The organism is Mucilaginibacter sp. P2_A5, assembly GCF_056404995.1.
Window position 1 is genome coordinate 121,842 of the sequence record NZ_JBFUCY010000018.1, and the last position, 21,051, is coordinate 142,892.

General features: G+C 41.3%; 15 protein-coding genes. 11 read left to right on the forward strand and 4 right to left on the reverse strand.

Going from position 1 to position 21,051, the window contains the following annotated elements:
* The first annotated feature begins 300 nt into the window (after window positions 1-300).
* Together AC1DXF_RS17385 and AC1DXF_RS17390 are read left to right on the forward strand one after the other, a co-directional pair.
* Complete coding sequence (locus tag AC1DXF_RS17385; RefSeq protein ID WP_477449992.1) at window positions 301-3,648, forward strand: TonB-dependent receptor; 3,348 nt, start codon at window positions 301-303, stop codon at window positions 3,646-3,648.
* A gap of 350 nt (window positions 3,649-3,998) precedes the next feature.
* Entirely contained in the window at window positions 3,999-5,285 is a 1,287-nt protein-coding gene (locus AC1DXF_RS17390) for a M12 family metallopeptidase (protein WP_477449993.1), read from the forward strand.
* A 150-nt stretch (window positions 5,286-5,435) separates the two neighbouring features.
* Here AC1DXF_RS17390 and AC1DXF_RS17395 read toward each other — a convergent pair whose 3' ends face one another.
* Window positions 5,436-6,617 carry an AIR synthase related protein gene (locus AC1DXF_RS17395; RefSeq protein ID WP_477449994.1) on the reverse strand — a complete coding sequence of 394 codons (1,182 nt, stop codon included), beginning with the start codon at window positions 6,615-6,617 and terminating at the stop codon, window positions 5,436-5,438.
* Between the two features lie 264 nt (window positions 6,618-6,881).
* On the opposite strand from AC1DXF_RS17395, the gene AC1DXF_RS17400 reads away from it, so the two are divergent.
* Window positions 6,882-8,576, forward strand: coding sequence for a chloride channel protein (locus AC1DXF_RS17400; RefSeq protein WP_477449995.1), 1,695 nt, complete (start codon window positions 6,882-6,884; stop codon window positions 8,574-8,576).
* Window positions 8,577-8,648: 72 nt separating this feature from the next.
* On the opposite strand, the gene AC1DXF_RS17405 is transcribed toward AC1DXF_RS17400, so the two are convergent.
* From AC1DXF_RS17405 to AC1DXF_RS17415, 3 genes are all read right to left on the reverse strand, one after another.
* Complete coding sequence (locus tag AC1DXF_RS17405; RefSeq protein ID WP_477449996.1) at window positions 8,649-9,806, reverse strand: M28 family metallopeptidase; 1,158 nt, start codon at window positions 9,804-9,806, stop codon at window positions 8,649-8,651.
* Window positions 9,807-9,960: 154 nt separating this feature from the next.
* Complete coding sequence (locus tag AC1DXF_RS17410; protein WP_477449997.1) at window positions 9,961-10,902, reverse strand: hydroxypyruvate isomerase family protein; 942 nt, start codon at window positions 10,900-10,902, stop codon at window positions 9,961-9,963.
* Between the two features lie 226 nt (window positions 10,903-11,128).
* Window positions 11,129-11,623 (reverse strand): hypothetical protein, encoded by a 495-nt coding sequence (locus AC1DXF_RS17415; protein ID WP_477449998.1) that lies wholly within the window; start codon window positions 11,621-11,623, stop codon window positions 11,129-11,131.
* 555 nt (window positions 11,624-12,178) lie between these two features.
* Between AC1DXF_RS17415 and AC1DXF_RS17420 the strand changes: the two genes are divergently transcribed.
* The 8 genes from AC1DXF_RS17420 (at window position 12,179) to AC1DXF_RS17455 (ending at window position 21,017) form a co-directional block, all read left to right on the forward strand.
* Window positions 12,179-12,781, forward strand: a complete 603-nt coding sequence (locus AC1DXF_RS17420; protein ID WP_477449999.1) for a GIN domain-containing protein — start codon at window positions 12,179-12,181, stop codon at window positions 12,779-12,781.
* Between the two features lie 488 nt (window positions 12,782-13,269).
* Window positions 13,270-13,875: a GIN domain-containing protein gene (locus tag AC1DXF_RS17425; protein WP_477450000.1), complete on the forward strand. Its 606-nt coding sequence runs from the start codon at window positions 13,270-13,272 to the stop codon at window positions 13,873-13,875.
* Window positions 13,876-14,007: 132 nt separating this feature from the next.
* Complete coding sequence (locus tag AC1DXF_RS17430; protein ID WP_477450001.1) at window positions 14,008-14,730, forward strand: head GIN domain-containing protein; 723 nt, start codon at window positions 14,008-14,010, stop codon at window positions 14,728-14,730.
* A gap of 38 nt (window positions 14,731-14,768) precedes the next feature.
* Entirely contained in the window at window positions 14,769-15,746 is a 978-nt protein-coding gene (locus tag AC1DXF_RS17435; RefSeq protein WP_477450002.1) for a c-type cytochrome, read from the forward strand.
* A gap of 266 nt (window positions 15,747-16,012) precedes the next feature.
* Entirely contained in the window at window positions 16,013-17,368 is a 1,356-nt protein-coding gene (gene tig, locus AC1DXF_RS17440; protein WP_477450003.1) for a trigger factor, read from the forward strand.
* 394 nt (window positions 17,369-17,762) lie between these two features.
* Complete coding sequence (locus AC1DXF_RS17445) at window positions 17,763-18,491, forward strand: ATP-dependent Clp protease proteolytic subunit (protein WP_090649479.1); 729 nt, start codon at window positions 17,763-17,765, stop codon at window positions 18,489-18,491.
* Window positions 18,492-18,641: 150 nt separating this feature from the next.
* On the forward strand, window positions 18,642-19,880 hold the full coding sequence (gene clpX, locus AC1DXF_RS17450) for an ATP-dependent Clp protease ATP-binding subunit ClpX (protein ID WP_477450004.1): 1,239 nt from the start codon (window positions 18,642-18,644) through the stop codon (window positions 19,878-19,880).
* A gap of 282 nt (window positions 19,881-20,162) precedes the next feature.
* A complete protein-coding gene (locus AC1DXF_RS17455; RefSeq protein WP_147059034.1) occupies window positions 20,163-21,017 on the forward strand; it encodes an AMP nucleosidase in 855 nt (284 codons plus the stop codon).
* Window positions 21,018-21,051 lie beyond the last annotated feature (34 nt).

Here is a 21,051-nt window from a genome sequence, read left to right on the forward strand (position 1 = left end):
CGCAGGGGGCTACATTTTAAAGGCGCAAAGCTAAGTAAAAAGGGGCGAAATGAGAAAAGTGTACATTTCATAGCCGCGATAAAAAAATATTTTTACCGGCCTGTGTTTGGTGGCGGATTAAGTAACAGGTTAATTACAAATATTACATTAAATCTACCTGTTTACTATGATTTATTTGTGTTTTTATGACAAAATGTTGAAAAATACTCAATGATTGTTAACATAAACTTAACATTGGCAATCAAGGGATTACTTATCTTTGTCGACAATTAACTCAAAGTATAATTAAAAAAGCAATTTATGAGGAAGCATTACCTTCTTTTATTCATTTTTTCCCTTTTAACCTTCAGCTTTGCTTCTGCGCAAAATGTTACCACCAGTAGCATGTCCGGAACAGTAGTTGACGAAAAGGGATTACCATTACCGGGTGTAACCATCACCGCGATACATACGCCAACCGGTACAAACTATGCTACTGTAAGTCGTGGCGATGGCAGGTTCAACTTGCCAAACATCCGCGTTGGTGGCCCTTACACCATTAGTTTCAGGTTCATCGGGTATAATCCTTATGTTCAGAACAACATTACGCTTTCTTTGGGTGAGGATTTTAAAGTAAATGCCAAAATAGCTCCTAACAATACAGAACTTAAGGAGGTTGTAATATCTGGCACCCAAAACAAAGTAATTAATAACTCACGTACCGGTTCGCAGGAAGTGGTTACCAGGGCACAAATTGACCGTTTACCTACTATTACCAGGTCGATATCAGATTATACCAAATTAACACCTACCGCTGCTGGTAATGGTTCATTTGGCGGTCGTAACGGTAACGGTAACAATTTAACTGTTGACGGTGCTTTGTTTAATAATTCATTTGGTTTAGCTAACTCATTAGGAGGTCAGGCCAACTCGCAACCAATTTCGTTAGATGCAATTGAGCAGATCCAGGTTTCTGTATCTCCGTTTGACGTTACCCAGGGCCGTTTTGCAGGTACTGGTATCAATACTGTAACCAAATCTGGTACAAACGAATTTAAAGGAAGCGTTTACTATTACAAACGTTCTGCTGGGTTGGTGGGTTTAGATGCGGGAACTGCTACTGTTTTAAAACCAACGATTAATTATAGCCAACGTGGTATTAGCTTAGGGGGCCCTATCATCAAAAATAAATTGTTCTTCTTCGTATCGGGTGAGCAGGAAAGAATAAAAGATCCGGCTACTTCCCTTACTGCGGCTCGTGACGGGCAGACAGGTGGTGTTGGAAGCATTTCAAGAGCAACTTATAATGACCTAAATACGCTTAAGGAATTTTTGAAAACCAAATATGGTTACGATGCCGGTGCTTTTGAAAATTACCAACTGCGCACCCAATCCGATAAAATAGCCGCCAAATTAGATTGGAACATCGATAAAAATAATACATTATCAGTTAAATATTTTTATTTGAAATCTTTTCGTGATGTGCCGCCGAGTGGCTCTGGTTCACCTTCACCTGGCCGTAGCGCAAGTTCAGAAGGTCTGCCTTTCTTCTCTTCATACTACACCATCAACAATAACTTTAACATAGGTATTGCCGAATTGAATACCCGTATCGGTTCAAAGTTCGCTAACAAATTAACTGTTGGTTACCAGGCCCTGCGTGATTTCCGTGCTTCACCAGGGGGTGGTAGTTTCCCATTGGTTGATATTCAGAACCCCTCAGGAACTACCATGACCTCTTTTGGTTATGAGCCATTTACAGCTAATAACGTATTAAATACCAATACTTTCCAGCTGTCTGATAACTTTACTATTTATGCAGGTAAGCACGAATTTAACTTAGGAGTGGCTTACGAATCAAACAAGTTCAAAAACGGTTTTGCGCCTAACTATTATGGAGGATACCGTTTTAAAAGCTTGCAGGATTTTTATGATTCTGCCAACAATGGCGCTACTACCGCAACCCGTTACGATTTCCGTTACTCGGCTTTGCCAGATGGATCGTTCCCATTTGCAATTGTTAAATCATATACAGCCAGTGTTTACGCACAGGATAAATGGAATGTTAATGACAATTTTAAGTTAACATATGGTGTGCGCGTTGATATGCCGGTTTATAATACTGATAGCCAGTTTAACAGCAATGCTGCCAATTTAACGCTGTTCAGAGATGGTTACCAGATCAATACTGCTCAATTTCCCAAAACCAGGATACAATTATCACCAAGGGTTGGTTTTAACTGGGATGTTACCGGCGAATCTACCACACAGTTACGTGGTGGTGTAGGTGTATTTGCAGGCCCGGTTCCTTATGTATATATATCAAACCAGGCAAGTAATAATGGTGTGCAGTTTGGTTCGTACAGTATCTCGCCGGGTTCGGGCGGTGTATTAGCAACCGATCCACGTTTGGCTTTTAACCCCAATGTTAATGCTAACAGGCCAACAGGCGCTGCGGCAAACACATCATACAACCTGGTTGTTACTGATAAAAACTTTAAGTTGCCATCAAACTTCAGAGCTAACTTAGCGGTTGATCAAAAACTACCATTCGGTATTATTGGTACAATTGAAGGTATCTACTCAAAAGATATCAACTCGGTATACTTTGTTAACTTAGCATTGCCGACTGCTGGTACAGCATTTAACGGACCGGATAATCGTATCCGTTACAGCGGAACTACTGTTTATCCATCTATTCCTGCCGCGCAGGGTGGCAACACCGCCGCTAACCCTAATATTACCGATGCGATATTGCTTAAAAACAGTAGCAAAGGTTATACTTACAGCGTTACCGGCCAGTTACAACGCACCTGGAAAGAACTTTACTTCAACATTGCCTATACCCACTCTGATGCACGTACTGTGAATGACGGTGGTTCTATCGCGCAATCAACCTGGAGAGATCGTTCTGTATCAGGCGATCCGAATGATAACGTAACTTCTTACGCTAACTTCTATCAGCCTAACCGTGTTATTGCTTCGTTCTCGTACCGTAAAGATTATATCAAACACTTAACTACCTCTATCGGTTTAACCTACGAGGCCGCTAATAATGGTGTTGCATCATACGTTTACAATGGTGATATGAATGGTGATGGTCAAACAACTAACGACTTGATTTACATTCCTAAATCTTCTGCTGATATCGTTTTGATAGCTGATAATGCTGCGGATTTACGTACCGGTACAAAAACCCTGTTAAACCCTAACGGTTCTGAGACTGGTGGTGCGCTCTATGCACAGTTAAGTAACTACATTAACCAGGATCCATACCTGAGCAAACACAAAGGCCAATACTCAAAACGTAATGGACTGACGCTTCCTTACTTCCACCTGGTTAACTTCAACTTTACACAGGATTTGTATGCAACAACCGGCAAAGTTAAAAATACACTGCAGTTTGAATTTAACATCATCAACCTTGGTAACTTCCTGAACAGTGCATGGGGTAACTTTAAATTTGTTAACCGTACAACTCTTCTTTCATACAAAGGTATTTACAAAAATGCTGCTGATGCAAGCGATCCAAATAACGGAAAACCATTATTCTCTTTCCCTTACCTGGATAACTCAAACCAAATACCGCTTACCTCAACATTTGGTAACGGTGTTTCGCAAGTTTCACGCTGGCAGGCCCAGTTAGGCTTACGTTATATATTTAACTAAATACACCTAAGTATAAAACACAAAACCCGGCCAATTAGGCCGGGTTTTGTGTTTTATACAGTTTTAAATTTAAGTTCTTTTGTAAAACAAGTAAGGCCGTATTTTTGATGACGTAGCCTTTCTTGTTTTATGGAAAAACGTATTTATCTCCCGTAAAATACTGCTTTTGCACGGTTTATGATCAGCGCGGTTAGTATCAACGGATTTAACTAATAATACTTGTGGTAAACAAAGTATCAAACCCTTATTGATCTTATTTTTTGTTTACATTAAATTTATAATGTTTTTATTTGTTATTTATAATATATAGTTAAATTGCTAATAATTATTAGTTACTTAAATCTTATCAAATGAAAACAAAAAAACATCTCTCCCTTTGGGTTTCTTTCGTATTGTTAATCTTCGTTTTAGGTTCATGTAAAAAAGATGGACTGAAAAAATCAGCTTTAAATGATGCTGCTGATAAAACAACCAAACAGGTAATTATTCCGCAGGCTTACCCGGCCGGTATTGGTGAGCGGATCACTTATTATATGAACGATGGCTCTACCGTGGTTTTACAAAAGGTAAATAATGAATATATTTTTGACGGGGATATTGTATTATCGGCAAACCAGTTAAAATATATCCGGGATCATAGTTCCTCAAAAAAATTATCAATCCAAAGTATTATTAAAAACCGTAGCACCTTTACGGCTAACTTTAATTTGTTATGGCCAGGTGGCAAAGTTTATTACATTGTAAATAACCCGATAAACCAGGCTACTATTAATCAGGCTATTTCTTACTGGAATTCGCATACGCAGATTCAGCTTATTCCGCGTACTAACCAGCCCAATTACGTAGTGTTTCAGGGAGTGCCGTCACAGGGCGCAGGCTCTTCGCAAATAGGTATGATTGGTGGACCTCAAGAAATCAGGCTAATAAATAATGTTGATTTTGGCGGCGTACTTCATGAAATTGGCCATACTGTTGGCCTGATGCACGAGCAAACCCGGGCTGATAGAGACCTTTATATTAACGTAAATTATAATAATATAAACTCTGATTGGGCGCCACAATACCAGGTTTACGCATGGGGCACCGGTTATCAGACAGGTACTTTTGATTTTAATTCTATTATGTTGTATCCATCTGATGTGCCCGAGGCCAGAATAAATAACAATCCAGCCCTTCAAATGACCAGGCTTGATGGAAGCGAGTTTTATCAACAGCGGTATCAACTTTCGGCTGGCGATATAGCCGGCGTTAACTATATGTATTTCAGTGGGCTGTATGCAAGAGTGAGGCGCGTAATAACAGATTCGGAATACTCACAATTCAGAACATATCAGCAGGAAGATATTTATGTGGATTTCTTTTCGGATGCGGCATGTACCATACCCAAGGTTTTAGATAGAAGTGTGCGGTTTTATATGTATGATACCAGGCAGACATATTATGATGGCAATCAAGGCCCTTCAAGTACGGCTACAGCTGTATTTTATGATGTAGGCCCTGGACAGAATTCATATATGGTTGCAGGTAGTTTTGTTGAGGCGGATATGTACTTCACTTATGATGGACTTACATTATCCGGATCGTACAATGAATTTTTAACAGGGATAGCCGGGATTGGTTATGTGCTAAAATACTAATTGGTAACTGCATAAAAAAACGGCCCTATATATAGGGCCGTTTTTTGTATCGTGAGGTTTTGTACGTTTTAACAATCCCAGCCAAAAACACATCCATAAACTTAACGGTGAGAATGTAGAAAGAATCCTTAACATAAGCCTGGCTCCCGATTATTCATACTCAAACACCCCAAACTCCGATGTTACGGTCACTTTTTTGGTGTCGGCTTTTTCTACCCGGCCAATGATCTGTGCATCCACACCAAAACTTTTGGAGATAGCAATCAAATCATCTGCTATCGCGGCAGGCACATAAAGCTCCATCCGGTGCCCCATGTTGAATACTTTATACATCTCCTGCCAGCTGGTTTTTGATTCCTGCTGAATAAGCCTGAACAGGGGAGGGACAGGGAACAGGTTATCTTTTACGATATGCAGCTCATCAATAAAGTGCAGCACCTTGGTTTGCGCTCCGCCGCTGCAATGTACCATGCCATTAATCTGGCTGCGGTATTTATCAAGCATGGCTTTGATGATAGGTGCGTAGGTGCGTGTAGCGCTTAATACCAGTTTGCCTGCGGTAATGGTTTGGTCGTTGCCAATATTAACCAGGTCGGTAAGGTTTTTACTGCCGCTGAAGATAAGATCATATGGGATAGCGGCGTCATAACTTTCGGGATATTTATCGGCTATGGTTTTGTTAAACACATCATGACGGGCAGATGTAAGTCCGTTTGAGCCCATACCGCCGTTATATTCTTTTTCGTAATTGGCTTGTCCGTATGATGCAAGCCCAACAATAACGTCGCCCGGCTGAATGCGGTGGTTGGATATTACATCTTCGCGCTTCATGCGGCAGGTTACGGTGGAGTCTACAATAATAGTGCGTACCAGGTCGCCTACATCAGCGGTTTCGCCGCCGGTAGAGTAAATGCCTATACCCGCATCGCGCAGTTCGCTTAAAATTTCTTCGGTGCCGTTTATAATGGCTGCAATAACCTCGCCGGGTATCAGGTTTTTATTGCGGCCGATGGTTGATGATAGCAGGATGTTATCCGTAGCGCCTACGCAAAGCAAATCATCAAGGTTCATGATAATGGCATCCTGTGCAATGCCGCGCCATACCGATATATCGCCGGTTTCTTTCCAGTAAGTATAAGCCAACGACGATTTTGTGCCTGCGCCATCGGCATGCATTATATTGCAATAGGTATCGTCGCCGGTTAGTATATCGGGTATTATTTTGCAGAAAGCTTTTGGGAAAATGCCCTTATCAATGTTTTTAATGGCATTATGTACATCATCTTTAGAGGCAGATACACCCCTTTGATCGTATCTTTGCGAAGAAATCATGGGCAAATATACACACGAATTGCACGAATTTTATACACGAATTGCACGAATTGAATCGAATAGACACGAATTAATGAAGTGCGAATCTTATAAATAGCTTGAATTTTAACGAATGACTATCAAATTTTATAACTTGCAGTGTGTGGTGGAATTGGTGTTAATTCGACCTAATTCGTGAAATTCGTGTTAAAAGCAATCTCCTATAAAATAAACCGATGGCGACTCAGGCGTAATAGCCAACGGAACTTTTTAATTTATTGCAGTGTGTTTGTTGGCTTTTTCGGCGGCCTGGCTGCAATAGCCTTAAAATTCCTGGTGCACTTTATGGAGGATATAAGCCGCAATATCTCATCGCACCTTTATTATCACATAGCCTATGTTTTTTTGCCAGCACTGGGTATCTTTTTAGCTGTAACCTGGCAGCACTTAGGCAACCGCGACAAAATTCAAAAGGGGATAGGCAGTATCCTGGCCAATATTAAAAAGAACCGGTCGAACATCCGGCTCAATAACATTTACTCGCATATTGTAACCAGCTCGTTAACTGTAGGCTTTGGCGGTTCGGCCGGGTTAGAGGCCCCTATTGTAGCCACAGGCGCGGCCATAGGATCAAACGTTGGCAAGTTTTTTAAGCTTACCCCTTATGAAAAAACGGTATTACTGGCTGCCGGGGCATCGGCAGGGATAGCGGCTGTATTTAACAGCCCTATTGCCGGGGTGCTGTTTTCTTTAGAGATTTTGATAGGCGAGATTACCATTCCCACGTTTATTCCTTTACTCATAGCATCGGCAACGGGGGTGGTAGTTTCAAAGTTATTATACTCGGGGCAACTGTTTCACCTGGTTACCGAAGGCTGGGTGGTTACTGCCATTCCTTTTTATATTGTGCTTGGCTTGCTTAGCGGCTGGATAGCCATATACATTAATAAAGTAGGGGGTAAGCTGGAGGGCGGCATACTGAAAAAGCAAAACAGGTATGTGCGGGCGCTTTTAGGAGGGCTGTTTTTGGGCCTTATTATTATGGTGTTTCCCCAATTATTTGGCGAAGGCTACCATTACCTGCAGGCTATTTTAAATGGCAATATTGATGCACTTAAAAACGAATCGCTATTTGCCGGCTGGCTGTCAAATCAATGGTTAATGCTGGTGTTTATAGTGGCGCTTGTTTTTATGAAAATTATAGCAAGTGGTATCACCCTTGGCGCCGGCGGTAATGGCGGCTCGTTTGCGCCTACCATGTTTACCGGCGCGTTTTTAGGGTTGGCCGTGGCTTATGGGGTTAATCTTACGGGCCTGGTACATTTAAATACCGTTAATTTTATAGCCGTAGGAATGGCCGGTGCTTTAAGCGGCGTAATGCATGCCCCGCTTACCGCTATATTTTTGATTGCCGAAATTACAGGCGGTTATGTTTTGTTTATCCCGCTCATGATTGTGTCATCCATATCCTACATTATCTCACGACTGTCGTCGCCGCATAATATTTACTGGCACCACCTTATTCATGATAAAAACATCCATCCGGGGCAGGATTATAGCATGTTAAATGCTATCGAGATGGATAGTATAATCAACAAAAAATATACAGCTGTTGATAGGCAAACAACGGTTAATGATTTTTATAAAATATTAGCTGTAACCGATGCCAATATATTCCCCGTACTTAAAGAGGATGGGAAACTGGAAGGAGTGGTTTTGGTTGACGACATACGCCGCCGCCTGTTTAACCAGGAAATAGCTGATAATATTATCGCCGATATTATGATAGTGCCACCAACTATAATTGATTACGAACAACCCGCCAGCAGCGTAATGGAAACTTTTGATGCCATTGATGTATGGCAGCTTCCGGTAGCAAAGGATGGCCTGTTTATCGGTTTTGTATCCAAATCGGCCTTGTTAGCCAAATACCGGGAGGTGATTATTGCGCAGCATAAGGCGAGTGATTTGTTTATCTGAAAAATACCGGCAGGTAAAAGTAATTGTTCCCGGCAAAATGAGCGTACCGGTAAAATATTCTTTGTTGCGGTATTAGGGCCTGGCGTTTTGCATCAGCGAACTGTTGAATTTAACAATAAGCCCAAACAGGTCTTTATATTTATTTAAGGGTAGCGTGGCGCTGATATCAAATACATCGTGATAAGCTCTTATGCCGCCCATGGTGTAGATAAAAAATGCCGGTACTCCTTTTTCGGTAAATAAATAATGATCGCTATTGGCAGCTTTGCCTCGTTTGGCTACTTTAACAAAATAGTGGTTATCGTTATTTATCTGTTGCATGGCAGCAAACTCCTGCGGATAAACGGTGGCGTTTACAACCGTTATTCCTTCAATACCAGTGCCATTTAAATCAAGGTTAATCAAAAAACGGACCTTCTTTAGATCTATCAGAGGGTTTTCGGTAAAATATTTTGAGCCCAGCAGGCCGGCTTCCTCACCCGAAAAAGCTATAAAGGCCATGGTATAGGGCTGTGGGTGTGCCGCGTAATATTTGGCCAGGCTCAGCATTTGCGTTAGCCCGCTGGCATTATCGTTGGCGCCGGGGAAATAGGTATCGCTGCCCATGCCGCCCAAATGATCATAATGAGCGGTAATCACGATCATCGAATCGGGCTTAACCGTTCCCTTTACTACTCCACAAATATTGGCTGTTTTAAAATCGGGGACGAGTTTATTTTCTATAGCTACCGTTAACGAAGAGGGTGCCTGTTTCAGCGCCTTTTTATCAACCTGAATCGCGGTAAAATCCAGCGCCTTACCTTCAACCGACCAGGTTAGTTTATCCTCTAAAGAAACAATGACCCGGTTTTGCCTGTCCACAAAGTGTGTGCTGTCTGTTTGTTCCAGTTTGCCGGTTGCCGTTACGCCACGGCTATCGGGGCTCACAATAAATTCCTTACCCGGAACAAGCCTGGTCCCGTTGATGGTCACATCCATTTTGCCGGCGAAAATATTAACCGGGTAACTAAACTCCTGCAGGTAATTTTTGCCTGCCATTGGTTTTACCCCATAGCTTTTAAACTGTGCCGATATAAATGCCGCCGCTTTGTGTACACCATCACGGGTATAACCACGACCCCAAAAGTAGGGCGAAGTAAGGGTATCTACCAGTTTACGCGCATACAGGCTGTCCTGTGCAAATGCGGCGCCGGATACAAAAAACAACAGCAGGGTTAGTTTAAATTTCATTTATTGTGATAAGGGTAATATATAGAAGCCAAAAGCAGAATGCACAAAGCTTAAAGCCAACTCAATGATTTTCTATTTGATAAAAGGATATACGTAAAATTAATAGACTCTATATAATTTGCGAGGTAGTAATTTATATAATAACAACGGAATGCTACATAAAACTATCCGCTTCCCTGTAAGCTTTTATTAAAGCCAGCTCGCCTTCTTTGCCCTGGCCGGCGGTGCCATGTTCCATGCCTAAAACACCACGATAGCCTTTGTTATAAATGTGTTTAAAAATATTTTTATAGTTTACTTCGCCGGTGCCGGGTTCTTTACGACCGGGGTTATCGCCAATTTGGTAGTAACCAATTTCGTCGTAAACCAAATCGAGGGTAGGGATAATGTTGCCCTGGTTGCGCTGTACATGGTACATATCATACAATATTTTGCATGATGGGCTGCCTACGGCCTTGCAAATAGCATAAGCCTGGTCGGGTGTACGCAGGAAAAGGTCGGGGTTGTCGCTTAATGGCTCCAGCACCATAATAACTCCGTGGGGTTCTAAAATGGCGGTGCCTTTTTTAATAGCTTCTATTACATTGCCGGTTTGTACGCCAATGGGCAGGTTGCGCGCAAAATCGCCGGGTACAACAGTTACCAGTTTGCTGTTGATGCGTTTGGCTATTTCAACTGCTTGTTTACACGATGCTATAAATTTCTCCACCTGGTCGGCCTTGCCCGATGCCAGCATGTTGCTGTCGTTACCCAAACCCGGCTGAACGAACACGCCCATAGCCATGCCCAGTTTAGCCAGCGTATCGCCAATTTTTTTCTGCTCATCTTCGGTACGGTGGCTCATGCCATTATCCTCAATAGAGCGGAAGCCTTTATCGTAGGCAAATTTTATCTGCTCCACAAAATTATCGCCGGCGTGATTTTTAAACATGCCATCGTGAATGCCATAATTAAGATTGAAAGGCTTATCGGCGGCGGCGGTTGCCACGCCTGCCGGATCGGCACAGCCGGTAAGCGTAGCAGCGTTTAATACGCCGGTACTCAATAATGATGCGCCTGCCAGCATCGAGCTTTGCACAAAGTTTCTGCGTTTCATAGGCCTGAATTGGTTTGAGGCAGCAAGATAGTTTTATTGAAGGCAAAATTCAACAATAAAAATTCAAAAATGGATGTATGGGCAACCAGGAAGACCAGCAGTTTAAAAAACCGGATACGTTTTACAAATTTTATGAAAAGATGTAAGTTGTAATCGACTAACATGATAAAAAATAAAAGAGGCTGCCCGGGATAGGACAGCCTCTTTTATTTTGATGCAGAAGTTGTTATTTGTTGGTTATAGCAACATTGAATTTACCATCGGTAATAGCTTTAACTTTACCGGAACCTGCGGTAACGTTACCTTTAAATGTCCCCTGTATATTAGTCGAGCTGATAGATGTTACAGTTACGGTTACTATTTTGGCGCTATTGCTATCGTCGTTTAAATAGTCGTCAGTGTCGTTGGGCGCATATAAAAGTGAGGCCCTGTCACTTATAGCAGTAGCTGTCGAGGTGTAAGTTTTACCAGCGGTTATAGTGCCGTTCATAGTTATAGATAACACCGCTTTACTTGATGATGTACCTTGTACGTTTGTGAATTTTGTGCCGCCTACAGTGCCGGTTAGGGCAAACGCGTTATTAAAAGTTGTAGCTGTTCCGTCGATGCTGGCCGTGATTGTTGTAGAAATAACAGCGTTATCTTTGTCTTTGGAGCAGGAGTTTAACGTAATTATGCCAACGGCAAGTGTTAATAAAAGAATGCTTTTGATTTTTCTCATCTTTTGCAGGTTTAAGTTTTTGTTTTTTAATATTTAACTATCCGGCGAAGATATTCAATAATAATTGAAATAAATTACTTTTTAAGTTAAATAATTGTTGTACAACTTTAAATAATGGTAATTGCGGTTGTCCTGGATCTCTGCAATCTGATTTACCAATACTCTTCAAGGCGTTAACGATATTTATATCAGGTAATTACTGTTAAGTCAATAGTAGTAAGTCTAAAGTTATTTTTTTCTTTTTTTGGCTTAGAACTTAAGGCTAAAGACTATCCGTCAATTTGTCGTTGACACGACACTACCCAGTTCATAAACTTTGAATGGCAGATAGTTTTGCCGTCGATTCTCTTTTTTTGTGCCGACTGGCGATAATAGCGCAGTAAACGCTAAATTTTATTCCCTCTTTCACCGGCTTTAATCCCTCGTTTACCGACAAAAAACCGGCCTACATCTAATTCACCCGAAATGGCTGTAACGTTTCAAAAATGAGGGAGTCTTATTGGTGTATTTAAAAATTACAATATACAATCACTTGACAATCAAAATATTAATATCATGAAAACTACATTAATCACCATCGCCGCTTCATTAGTTTTAGTAGCTGGTTTATCAAATTCAACCTTTGCATCTACAAAAAATACCCAAACTGTTGCCACCGTATTAACCGACGTAAGCAACATCAACAAAATCGAAATTCGTGGTAACGTTGAGCTTTACGTATCGGCCGGAGCAACCGACCAGGTGAAGGTTTACAATAAGTATTATGCCGAAAGCGCCCTGGTACAAAGCTCAAAAGGTGTATTGCGCATTACATCATACAGCAACGAAAAATTAGTGGTTTGGGTAACAGCAAATGATCTGGCGGCTATCAGCGCTTATGACAATGCCGAGGTTAAATCATTCGGTAACCTATCTGCCATCGAACTGGAAGTTAACCTGCATAACAACGCCACCGCCAATTTGAAACTGGATGTTTATACTGCTAACGTAAACACAAGCGATAAATCAAGAATTGAATTATCAGGCACTGCCGAAGTATATACTTTAAACCATAATACCCAATCGAGTGTAAACAATAACAAATTTGTAGCCCAGGCCTACACCGATAAAGTAACCAACAGCCCCGCCAAACAAAACAACGACTTAGTGGGCATCTAATCTCTCAAGACTTTTGCAAAAGTCCATCATATATTACTACAGGAAGCTATCATTTATATATGATGGCTTTTTTTGTTTTGGGGAGACTTAGAATAGTATCCAATAGCAAGTATCAAGTATCAAGTAGCAAGTATCAAGACCGCTGCAAAATAGTATCAAGTATCAAGACCGCTGCAAAATAGTATCAAGTATCAAGTCGCAAGTATCAAGACAGCTGCAAGCCCCGGTTGATCCGAAAGTCAAAAAATCTTGATACTTGATACTTACTACTTGATACTTACTACTTGATACTTACTACTTGATACTTGATACTTACTACTTGATACTATGCCCCCCATTCACCGATGATTTCACGGTGTTCGCCGATAAAAACCGGGTGTACATCTAATTCACCCAAAACGGCTGTAACGTTTTAAAAATGGTGGCGTCTTATTGGTGTATTTAAAAATAACACAATACAATTACTTGACAATCAAAATATTAATATCATGAAAACTACATTATTTACCATCGCCGCTTCATTAGTTTTAGTAGCTGGTTTATCAAACTCAACTTTTGCATCTACAAAAAATACTCAAAATGTTGCTACCGTATTAACCGATGTAAGCAACATCAACAAAATCGAAGTTCGCGGTAATGTTGAGCTTTATGTATCTGCCGGCACTGCCGATCAGGTTAAGGTTTACAACAAATATTATGCATCCGGTGCATTGGTACAAAGCTCAAAAGGGGTGCTGCGCATTGCATCATACAGCAACGAAAAATTAGTGGTTTGGGTTACTGCAAATGACCTGTGCGCCATCAGCGCTTATGATAACGCCGAAGTTAAATCATTCGGTAAACTATCTGCCATTGATCTGGATGTTAACCTGCACAACAATGCTACCGCTAAATTAGATTTGGATACTTATAATACCAATGTAAATGTAAGCAACAACGCTAAAATTGAGCTTGCCGGTACAACCGAGGTTTATACCCTTAACCACAATCTGCAATCAAGCGTTAATAACAACAACTTTACTGCCGCTACTTATACTGATAAATTAACCGGTATCACATCTGCCAAAAACGAAAACGAGTTAGCCGGTTTGTAATTATATAAGCATCAGTAACTTTTGCAAAAGTCCATCATATATTCTGAAAAGCTATCATTTAAAATATGGTAGCTTTTTTTAATTTTGATGTAACATCCGTATCGAAACCAACGTCATAAAAATCAAAACACTATGAAAAAATTTAACCTGAATATTGCGGCTCTAATTGCCATTATTGCATCTGTAAGTATATTTTCATCATGCCGCTTTCATTGCGTGCGTGGTTCTGGTAACATGACTACCGAAAACCGCCAGGCCGAAGAGTTTACCAGGCTGGATATTGCCGGTGCTTTTAAAGTAATTTTAAAACAGGACAGCTCGCTTAAAATAAGTATCACCGGCGATGATAACCTGCTTAAATATGTATCAACCTCGGTTGAAGGCGACGAGTTACGCATCAAATCAAAAAAATCTTTTTGTGATGATCATATCGAAATTACCATTGGTGTACGCAACCTGAAAGAAATAGGTGCATCCGGCGCGGTTGAAGTTTCGTCAGACGGGAAAATAAACGCCGGTGATTTTAAATTCGATTTATCGGGCGCTACCAAGGTTAACCTCGATCTTAATGCGGCCAATGTGAAAACCGAAAGTAGCGGCATGAGCGAATTAAACCTGAAAGGCCAGGCGGCATCACATCGCGTAGAATCAAGCGGCGCCACCAAAATAAATGGGTTTGATTTTGTTGTCGGCGATTACGACATTAATACTTCCGGTGTAAGCAACTGCAAAATCAATGTATTAAAAACGTTGAGCGTACATTCCAGTGGCGCCTCCGAAATCGAATATAAAGGTTCGCCCGCAACAGTTAAGAACGATAAATCCGGCGCATCAAGCATAAAAAAAGTTGATTGATGCCAATGTTAAATTGAAATACCTACCGCCATCTTATCATGAAAAAGTTTTTAAAGTATGCAGCTTACTTTGTAATAGCTGTAGTTTTAATTGTTATTGCAGGCGTATCGTATATTACGCTTGCACTGCCCAATGTTGGCAAACCCGAAGAAATTAAAGTAGAAGCCACGCCGCAACGCATTGAGCGCGGAAAGTACCTGGCCAATCATGTAACCCTATGTATGGATTGCCACTCTACCCGCGACTGGACAAAATTTGCCGGCCCCATGCTGGAGGGCACCGACGGTAAAGGCGGCGAAAAGTTTACCGCCGCTGTGGGTTTCCCGGGCAATGTAGATGTACCAAACATTACGCCATATAATTTGGGCGGATGGACAGATGGCGAGCTATTCCGTTCCATTACTACAGGTGTTAAAAAAGATGGCTCGGCTATATTTCCGCTGATGCCCTGGCCATATTATTCAAAAATGGATCGTGAAGATATTTACAGTATCATAGCCTATATCCGCTCGCTTAAACCAATAAAAGCAGATTACCCGAAAAGCACACTCGATTTTCCGCTGAATATATTGGTACATACCATGCCGCAAAAGGCAAGTTTAGGCACGCGCCCAAATGAAAAGGATACCCTTAAATATGGCGAATACCTGGTTACCTCGGCTGCGTGTATGGAATGCCACAGCAAGGTTGATAAAGGTAAAATTATACCAGGGCTGGAATACGCCGGCGGCCGCGAATTTGTGATACCAGGGTATGGCGCCGTAAAATCGTCAAATATTACATCTGATAAAGAAACCGGGCTGGGCAACTGGACAAAAGCGCAATTTGTAAACCGCTTTAAGGCTTATGCCGATAGTACCAAAGGTCCCATGGGTGTTAAACCACATGAATACCAGTCAATTATGCCCTGGTACAAATACGCCGGTTTAAAAACAAGCGATCTGGAGGCTATTTATGCCTATGTTAAAACCATTAAGCCGGTTAAGAACCGGTTTGTGAAATTTGTGGCGAAGTAATTGTAAATTATGAGAAGTAAAGTTGCGCAACGGATTCAGGCTGAAACACCTCCTTATGTTCGTGTTTTTGTTCGGCTGTATACTTATATGGTGGTTTGGCTGAATAAATTAATGTAAATGGAGAATCGTTTTTGAGGATCAAAAGCTTTGTGGGCAGGGGTTTTAATTAAAAATAAATTCATACTTTTGCGCCTCGAAATTTGTATAGTCCGCAATTTATTTTCGGTCTACATTTCAATGGATCAATTAAAATACCCGGTAAAAAGATGAATATTACACAGGAAAAAGTAGATGCCCTGAATGCAGTTGTTAAGATCAATATCGATCCTGCCGATTATCAGCCACGTGTTGATAAAGCGATAAAAGAAAACGCGAAAAAAGCAAAATTACCAGGTTTTCGCCCAGGCATGGTGCCAGCATCACATATCAAAAGAATGTACGGTAAAAGTATTTTGGTTGACGAGATCAATAACTTATTACAGGATACCTTAACTAAATATATTGAAGAGCAGGACCTGCGCGTATTAGGCCAGCCTTTGCCTAAAGTTGATAACGAAAAAGAATATAACTGGGATTTTGCCGATAATTTTGAGTTCAATTATGAACTGGGCTTAGCCCCTGAATTCAATATTGATTTTTCGTCAACAGATAAAGTTACCCAATACGTAATTAAGGTTGATGACGAAACATTAGCTTCACGTATCAAAAATATTCGCCGCAGCTATGGCAAAATGACAAATCCTGACGTATCGGCAGACGATGACGTTCTTTACAGCGAATTAGTCCAGCTTTCTCCGGATGGTAGTGTTTTTGAGGGTGGAATAAGCAATACAGCATCTGTACGTTTAGACCAAATTAAAGACGAAGCCATTAAAGCTTCCTTAATTGGTTTAAAAAAGGGCGATGTATTGACGTTTGATATTCAAAAAGCTTATGATAACGACGCAGCCAAGGTTGCCGGTTTATTAAAGATAGAAGAAGACGAAGCGGCCGATTTAAAATCAAACTTCCAATTAACAGTTAAAAACGTTAACCGGTTGGAAGAAGGTGATTTAAACCAGGAGTTCTTTGACAAATTATTTGGTGAAGGTGTAGTAACAACCGAAGCGGAATTTACAGCTAAAATTACCGAAGAGCTTGAAACAATGATGGTGCAGGATAGCGAACGCAAATTGCAGGACGATATCTACAAAGCCGCTATTGCTAAAGTTGACTTTAATTTACCTGACGAATTCCTGAAACGCTGGTTAAAAGCTACTAACGAAAAACTGACTGCAGAAGAGCTGGAAGGCGGTTATAATGATTTTGCTCAAAACCTTAAATGGACTTTGATCGAGAACAAAATAATTACCGATAACAAAATCGAAATTAAATACGATGAAGTTTTCGCGCTTGCAAAAGTAAGGTTAGATCAGCAGTTCAGAATGTACAGCCCGCAGGCTATCCCTGAAGAGCAATTGGCCCAGTACACCGTGCAATACCTGCAAAACAAAGAGAATGCTAACAAAATATTCGAAGAGGTAAAGGCATTAAAGGTGTTTGATTATATTAAAAGTGTAATCACTTTAGATAAACAAGACATCCTGTTTACTGATTTCAATAAATTGGTTTCTGAGAAATAGGCCCCCTCTAAATCTCCCTTGGAAGGGGAGACTTTAAGAAGATATATTATCACCAAAAGCAACTCACAAGGTTGCTTTTGGCGTATCTACCAACCATGTCATTGCGAGGTACAAAGCAATCGCAAGGAGGCAAAGCGGATATGCACAGTTCGCGATTGCCACGCTACGCTCGCAATGACATAGTCTACTTGTAATAGGTACAGCATTGACGGATAGAATAGGTGCACCTTCACTAAAAAAATAGCTTTTAAAAGTCCTCCCTTCCGGGGAGGGTTGGGCGGGGCTTTTTTTTTACTTTATACAAACTATCTTCCTAAAATTGTATTCAACTAAAAACTATATTTATCCGCAGGTAAAATGCCTGCATTCTAAAAATAAAACATACACAAACACCATGAGTAATAATATCGATAAAAACGAATTCAGAAAATACGCTGTTAAACACCACCGTATTAACAGCCTCTTTGTAGATAAATATCTTGGAAATTTTGATAGCCGCCGTATGCCGCAAGGCATTGCCACTACGGTACCAACCGGCATGACACCTTATATCATTGAAGAACGCCAGCTTAATGTTGCCCAGATGGACGTGTTCTCGCGTTTGATGATGGACCGCATTATTTTCCTTGGCGATGCGATTTATGAAAATATTGCAAACATTATCCAGGCTCAATTGCTGTTTCTACAATCGGCTGATGCTAAACGCGATATCCAGATCTATATCAATTCACCTGGTGGCTCGGTATATGCAGGTTTAGGTATTTATGATACCATGCAGTTTATTTCAAACGATGTGGCAACCATTTGTACAGGTATGGCCGCCTCAATGGGCGCTGTATTATTAGTAGCAGGTACCGAAGGAAAAAGGGCCGCATTGCCACATGCAAGGGTAATGATACACCAGCCATCGGGCGGCGCGCAAGGGCAGCAATCAGATATTGAGATTACTTACCATGAGATCACTAAACTGAAAAAAGAATTGTACCAGATAATTGCCGATCATAGCGGTGCCTCATTCGAAAAAGTTTGGGATGCATCAGACCGCGATTACTGGATGATTGCCGAAGAAGCCAAAGAATTTGGCATGGTAGACGAGATTTTAAGAGGAAATAAAGGAAAATAATTGTTTGGTGAATAGTGAGGGGTGAGTAGTGAATGGTTTTGTTTTAAAAGTTGATATATTGGCTTTCAACCACTCACCGCTCACTACTCACCACTCACCACTTTGAATTCTCGCTCCAATTAACTAATTTTGATTAAGTAAACGAATCAGATGAATAAAAGCAGTAAGGAAATCAGGTGCTCATTTTGTGGCGCCGGTAAACAGGATTCCCTGATGTTGATTGCAGGGCTCGACGCTCATATCTGTGATAAGTGCGTTAACCAGGCTAATGAAATATTAGCTGAGGAGTTAAAGGTGCGTAAAGTAAAGTCGTCGCCACTGGCGCCTGCCTTGCTTAAACCGTACGAAATCAAAACTCACCTCGATCAATATGTTATTGGTCAGGATGATGCAAAAAAGATATTATCAGTAGCCGTATATAACCATTACAAACGCCTTAACCAGCGTATTGATAAGGATGAAGTTGAGATTGAAAAATCAAACATCATTATGGTTGGCGAAACAGGTACAGGTAAAACCCTGCTTGCCAAAACCATGGCAAAAATATTAAACGTTCCGTTTTGTATTTGTGATGCTACCGTATTAACCGAAGCCGGTTATGTGGGCGAGGATGTGGAAAGCATCCTGACCCGTTTATTACAGGCTGCCGATTATGATGTAACCCTTGCCGAAAAAGGTATTGTATACATCGATGAGGTGGATAAAATTGCCCGCAAAAGCGACAACGCTTCCATAACCCGCGATGTATCCGGCGAAGGGGTACAACAGGCTTTGTTGAAGATCCTGGAAGGTACGATGGTTAACGTACCACCCCAGGGTGGCCGTAAACACCCCGATCAAAAAATGATTACGGTGAATACCAGCAACATCCTGTTTATTTGCGGTGGTGCGTTTGACGGCATAGACCGTAAGATAGCCAACCGCCTGCGCACCCAAACCGTTGGTTATAAATTAAAGCGCGATGATGGCGAGATAGATATGAAAAATCTGTACAAGTACATCACCCCGCAGGATTTGAAATCATTTGGTTTGATACCCGAGCTGATTGGCCGTTTGCCTATATTAACATATTTGAACCCGCTTGACAGGGCTGCCCTGCGCAATATATTAACCGAGCCTAAAAACTCGCTGTTGAAGCAGTACAAAAAACTGTTTGATTATGAAGGTGTAAAGCTGGATTTTGAAGACGAAGTGCTGGAGTTTATTGTCGATAAAGCAATGGAGTTTAAGTTAGGGGCAAGGGGCTTACGATCAATATGTGAGGCCATTATGATTGACGCCATGTTTGAGTTCCCATCAAAAAAAGATGTGAAACGCTTGCATATTACGCTGGATTACGCCCACGAGAAATTTGAAAAATCGGATCTGAAAAAATTAAAAGTAGCTTAACCTCCCGGTAAAACCCCGAAGCTATCTTTATTGAAATAACACAGACCCTGGTGAAACGCCGGGGTTTGTTGTATCTGACAGTTGGCAGTGGGCAGTTATCAGTTCACAGTAGGCAGTTTGCAGTTGACACTTAAGCATTGTGACTGCAAACTTCATAGTTTACTATAAACTGCGCATTACAAACTGATAACTGCAAACTGGCAACTGCAAACTGAAACCTGCAAACTGATAAGGCAGCCCCAACAGGCTGCCATTACTGGTTAAAACAAAAAATTATTTAATATGAACGAAGAATTAAATGCAAAGAAGAACCCTACCGATGCACCGGTAGTGAAGGAAGTGCAGTCGCCTGTAAAATCGGGGCTGAAGACAAAAGAGGCAATTGTGGCTAACTGGTTGCCGCGCTATACCGGCCGCCCGCTGGAGGCTTTTGGTGATTATATTATCCTTACCAACTTCTCAAAGTACATCCAACTATTTAGCCAATGGAACGATGACGCGCCGATAATGGGCCTCGAGAAACCCATGCAAAGCGTTACTGCTAATGGCATTACCATTATTAACTTTGGTATGGGCAGCTCTGTCGCGGCAACCGTAATGGATCTTTTAACTGCTATACACCCCAAAGCGGTGATATTTTTAGGAAAGTGCGGAGGTTTAAAAAAGAGGATAGCAGTAGGTGAGCTTATCCTGCCGATAGCGGCAATCAGGGGCGAGGGTACATCTAACGACTATATGCCTGCCGAAGTGCCTGCATTGCCATCATTTGCCCTGCAAAAAGCAATATCAACCACCATTCGTGATTTTAGCCGCGATTACTGGACTGGTACTTGCTACACCACCAACCGCCGCGTTTGGGAGCACGATAAAGTATTTAAAAAATACCTGAAAGATTTACGCGCCATGGCCGTAGATATGGAAACCGCCACCATTTTCACAACCGGCTTCGCCAACAAGATCCCTACAGGAGCACTGCTGCTGGTATCAGACCAACCAATGATCCCCGAAGGTGTAAAAACCGCCGAAAGTGATTCCGTTGTAAGTGAGCAATATGTTGAAACGCATCTGAAAATTGGTATCGAATCGTTAAAGCAGTTGATTAATAATGGTTTAACAGTAAAGCATCTAAAATTTTAAGGTGCTTATCTTGATGAGTTAAAGATGTTACAAA

Bases quoted from the DNA above. Each gene is read 5' to 3' on its own strand.
- tig (WP_477450003.1), top strand. From the start codon at position 16,013: ATGAATATTACACAGGAAAAAGTAGATGCCCTGAATGCAGTTGTTAAG.
- AC1DXF_RS17395 (WP_477449994.1), bottom strand. From the start codon at position 6,617: ATGATTTCTTCGCAAAGATACGATCAAAGGGGTGTATCTGCCTCTAAA.
- AC1DXF_RS17410 (WP_477449997.1), bottom strand. From the start codon at position 10,902: ATGAAACGCAGAAACTTTGTGCAAAGCTCGATGCTGGCAGGCGCATCA.
- AC1DXF_RS17435 (WP_477450002.1), top strand. From the start codon at position 14,769: ATGAAAAAGTTTTTAAAGTATGCAGCTTACTTTGTAATAGCTGTAGTT.
- AC1DXF_RS17455 (WP_147059034.1), top strand. From the start codon at position 20,163: ATGAACGAAGAATTAAATGCAAAGAAGAACCCTACCGATGCACCGGTA.
- AC1DXF_RS17425 (WP_477450000.1), top strand. From the start codon at position 13,270: ATGAAAACTACATTATTTACCATCGCCGCTTCATTAGTTTTAGTAGCT.
- AC1DXF_RS17385 (WP_477449992.1), top strand. From the start codon at position 301: ATGAGGAAGCATTACCTTCTTTTATTCATTTTTTCCCTTTTAACCTTC.
- AC1DXF_RS17420 (WP_477449999.1), top strand. From the start codon at position 12,179: ATGAAAACTACATTAATCACCATCGCCGCTTCATTAGTTTTAGTAGCT.
- AC1DXF_RS17415 (WP_477449998.1), bottom strand. From the start codon at position 11,623: ATGAGAAAAATCAAAAGCATTCTTTTATTAACACTTGCCGTTGGCATA.
- AC1DXF_RS17390 (WP_477449993.1), top strand. From the start codon at position 3,999: ATGAAAACAAAAAAACATCTCTCCCTTTGGGTTTCTTTCGTATTGTTA.
- AC1DXF_RS17405 (WP_477449996.1), bottom strand. From the start codon at position 9,806: ATGAAATTTAAACTAACCCTGCTGTTGTTTTTTGTATCCGGCGCCGCA.
- clpX (WP_477450004.1), top strand. From the start codon at position 18,642: ATGAATAAAAGCAGTAAGGAAATCAGGTGCTCATTTTGTGGCGCCGGT.
- AC1DXF_RS17430 (WP_477450001.1), top strand. From the start codon at position 14,008: ATGAAAAAATTTAACCTGAATATTGCGGCTCTAATTGCCATTATTGCA.
- AC1DXF_RS17445 (WP_090649479.1), top strand. From the start codon at position 17,763: ATGAGTAATAATATCGATAAAAACGAATTCAGAAAATACGCTGTTAAA.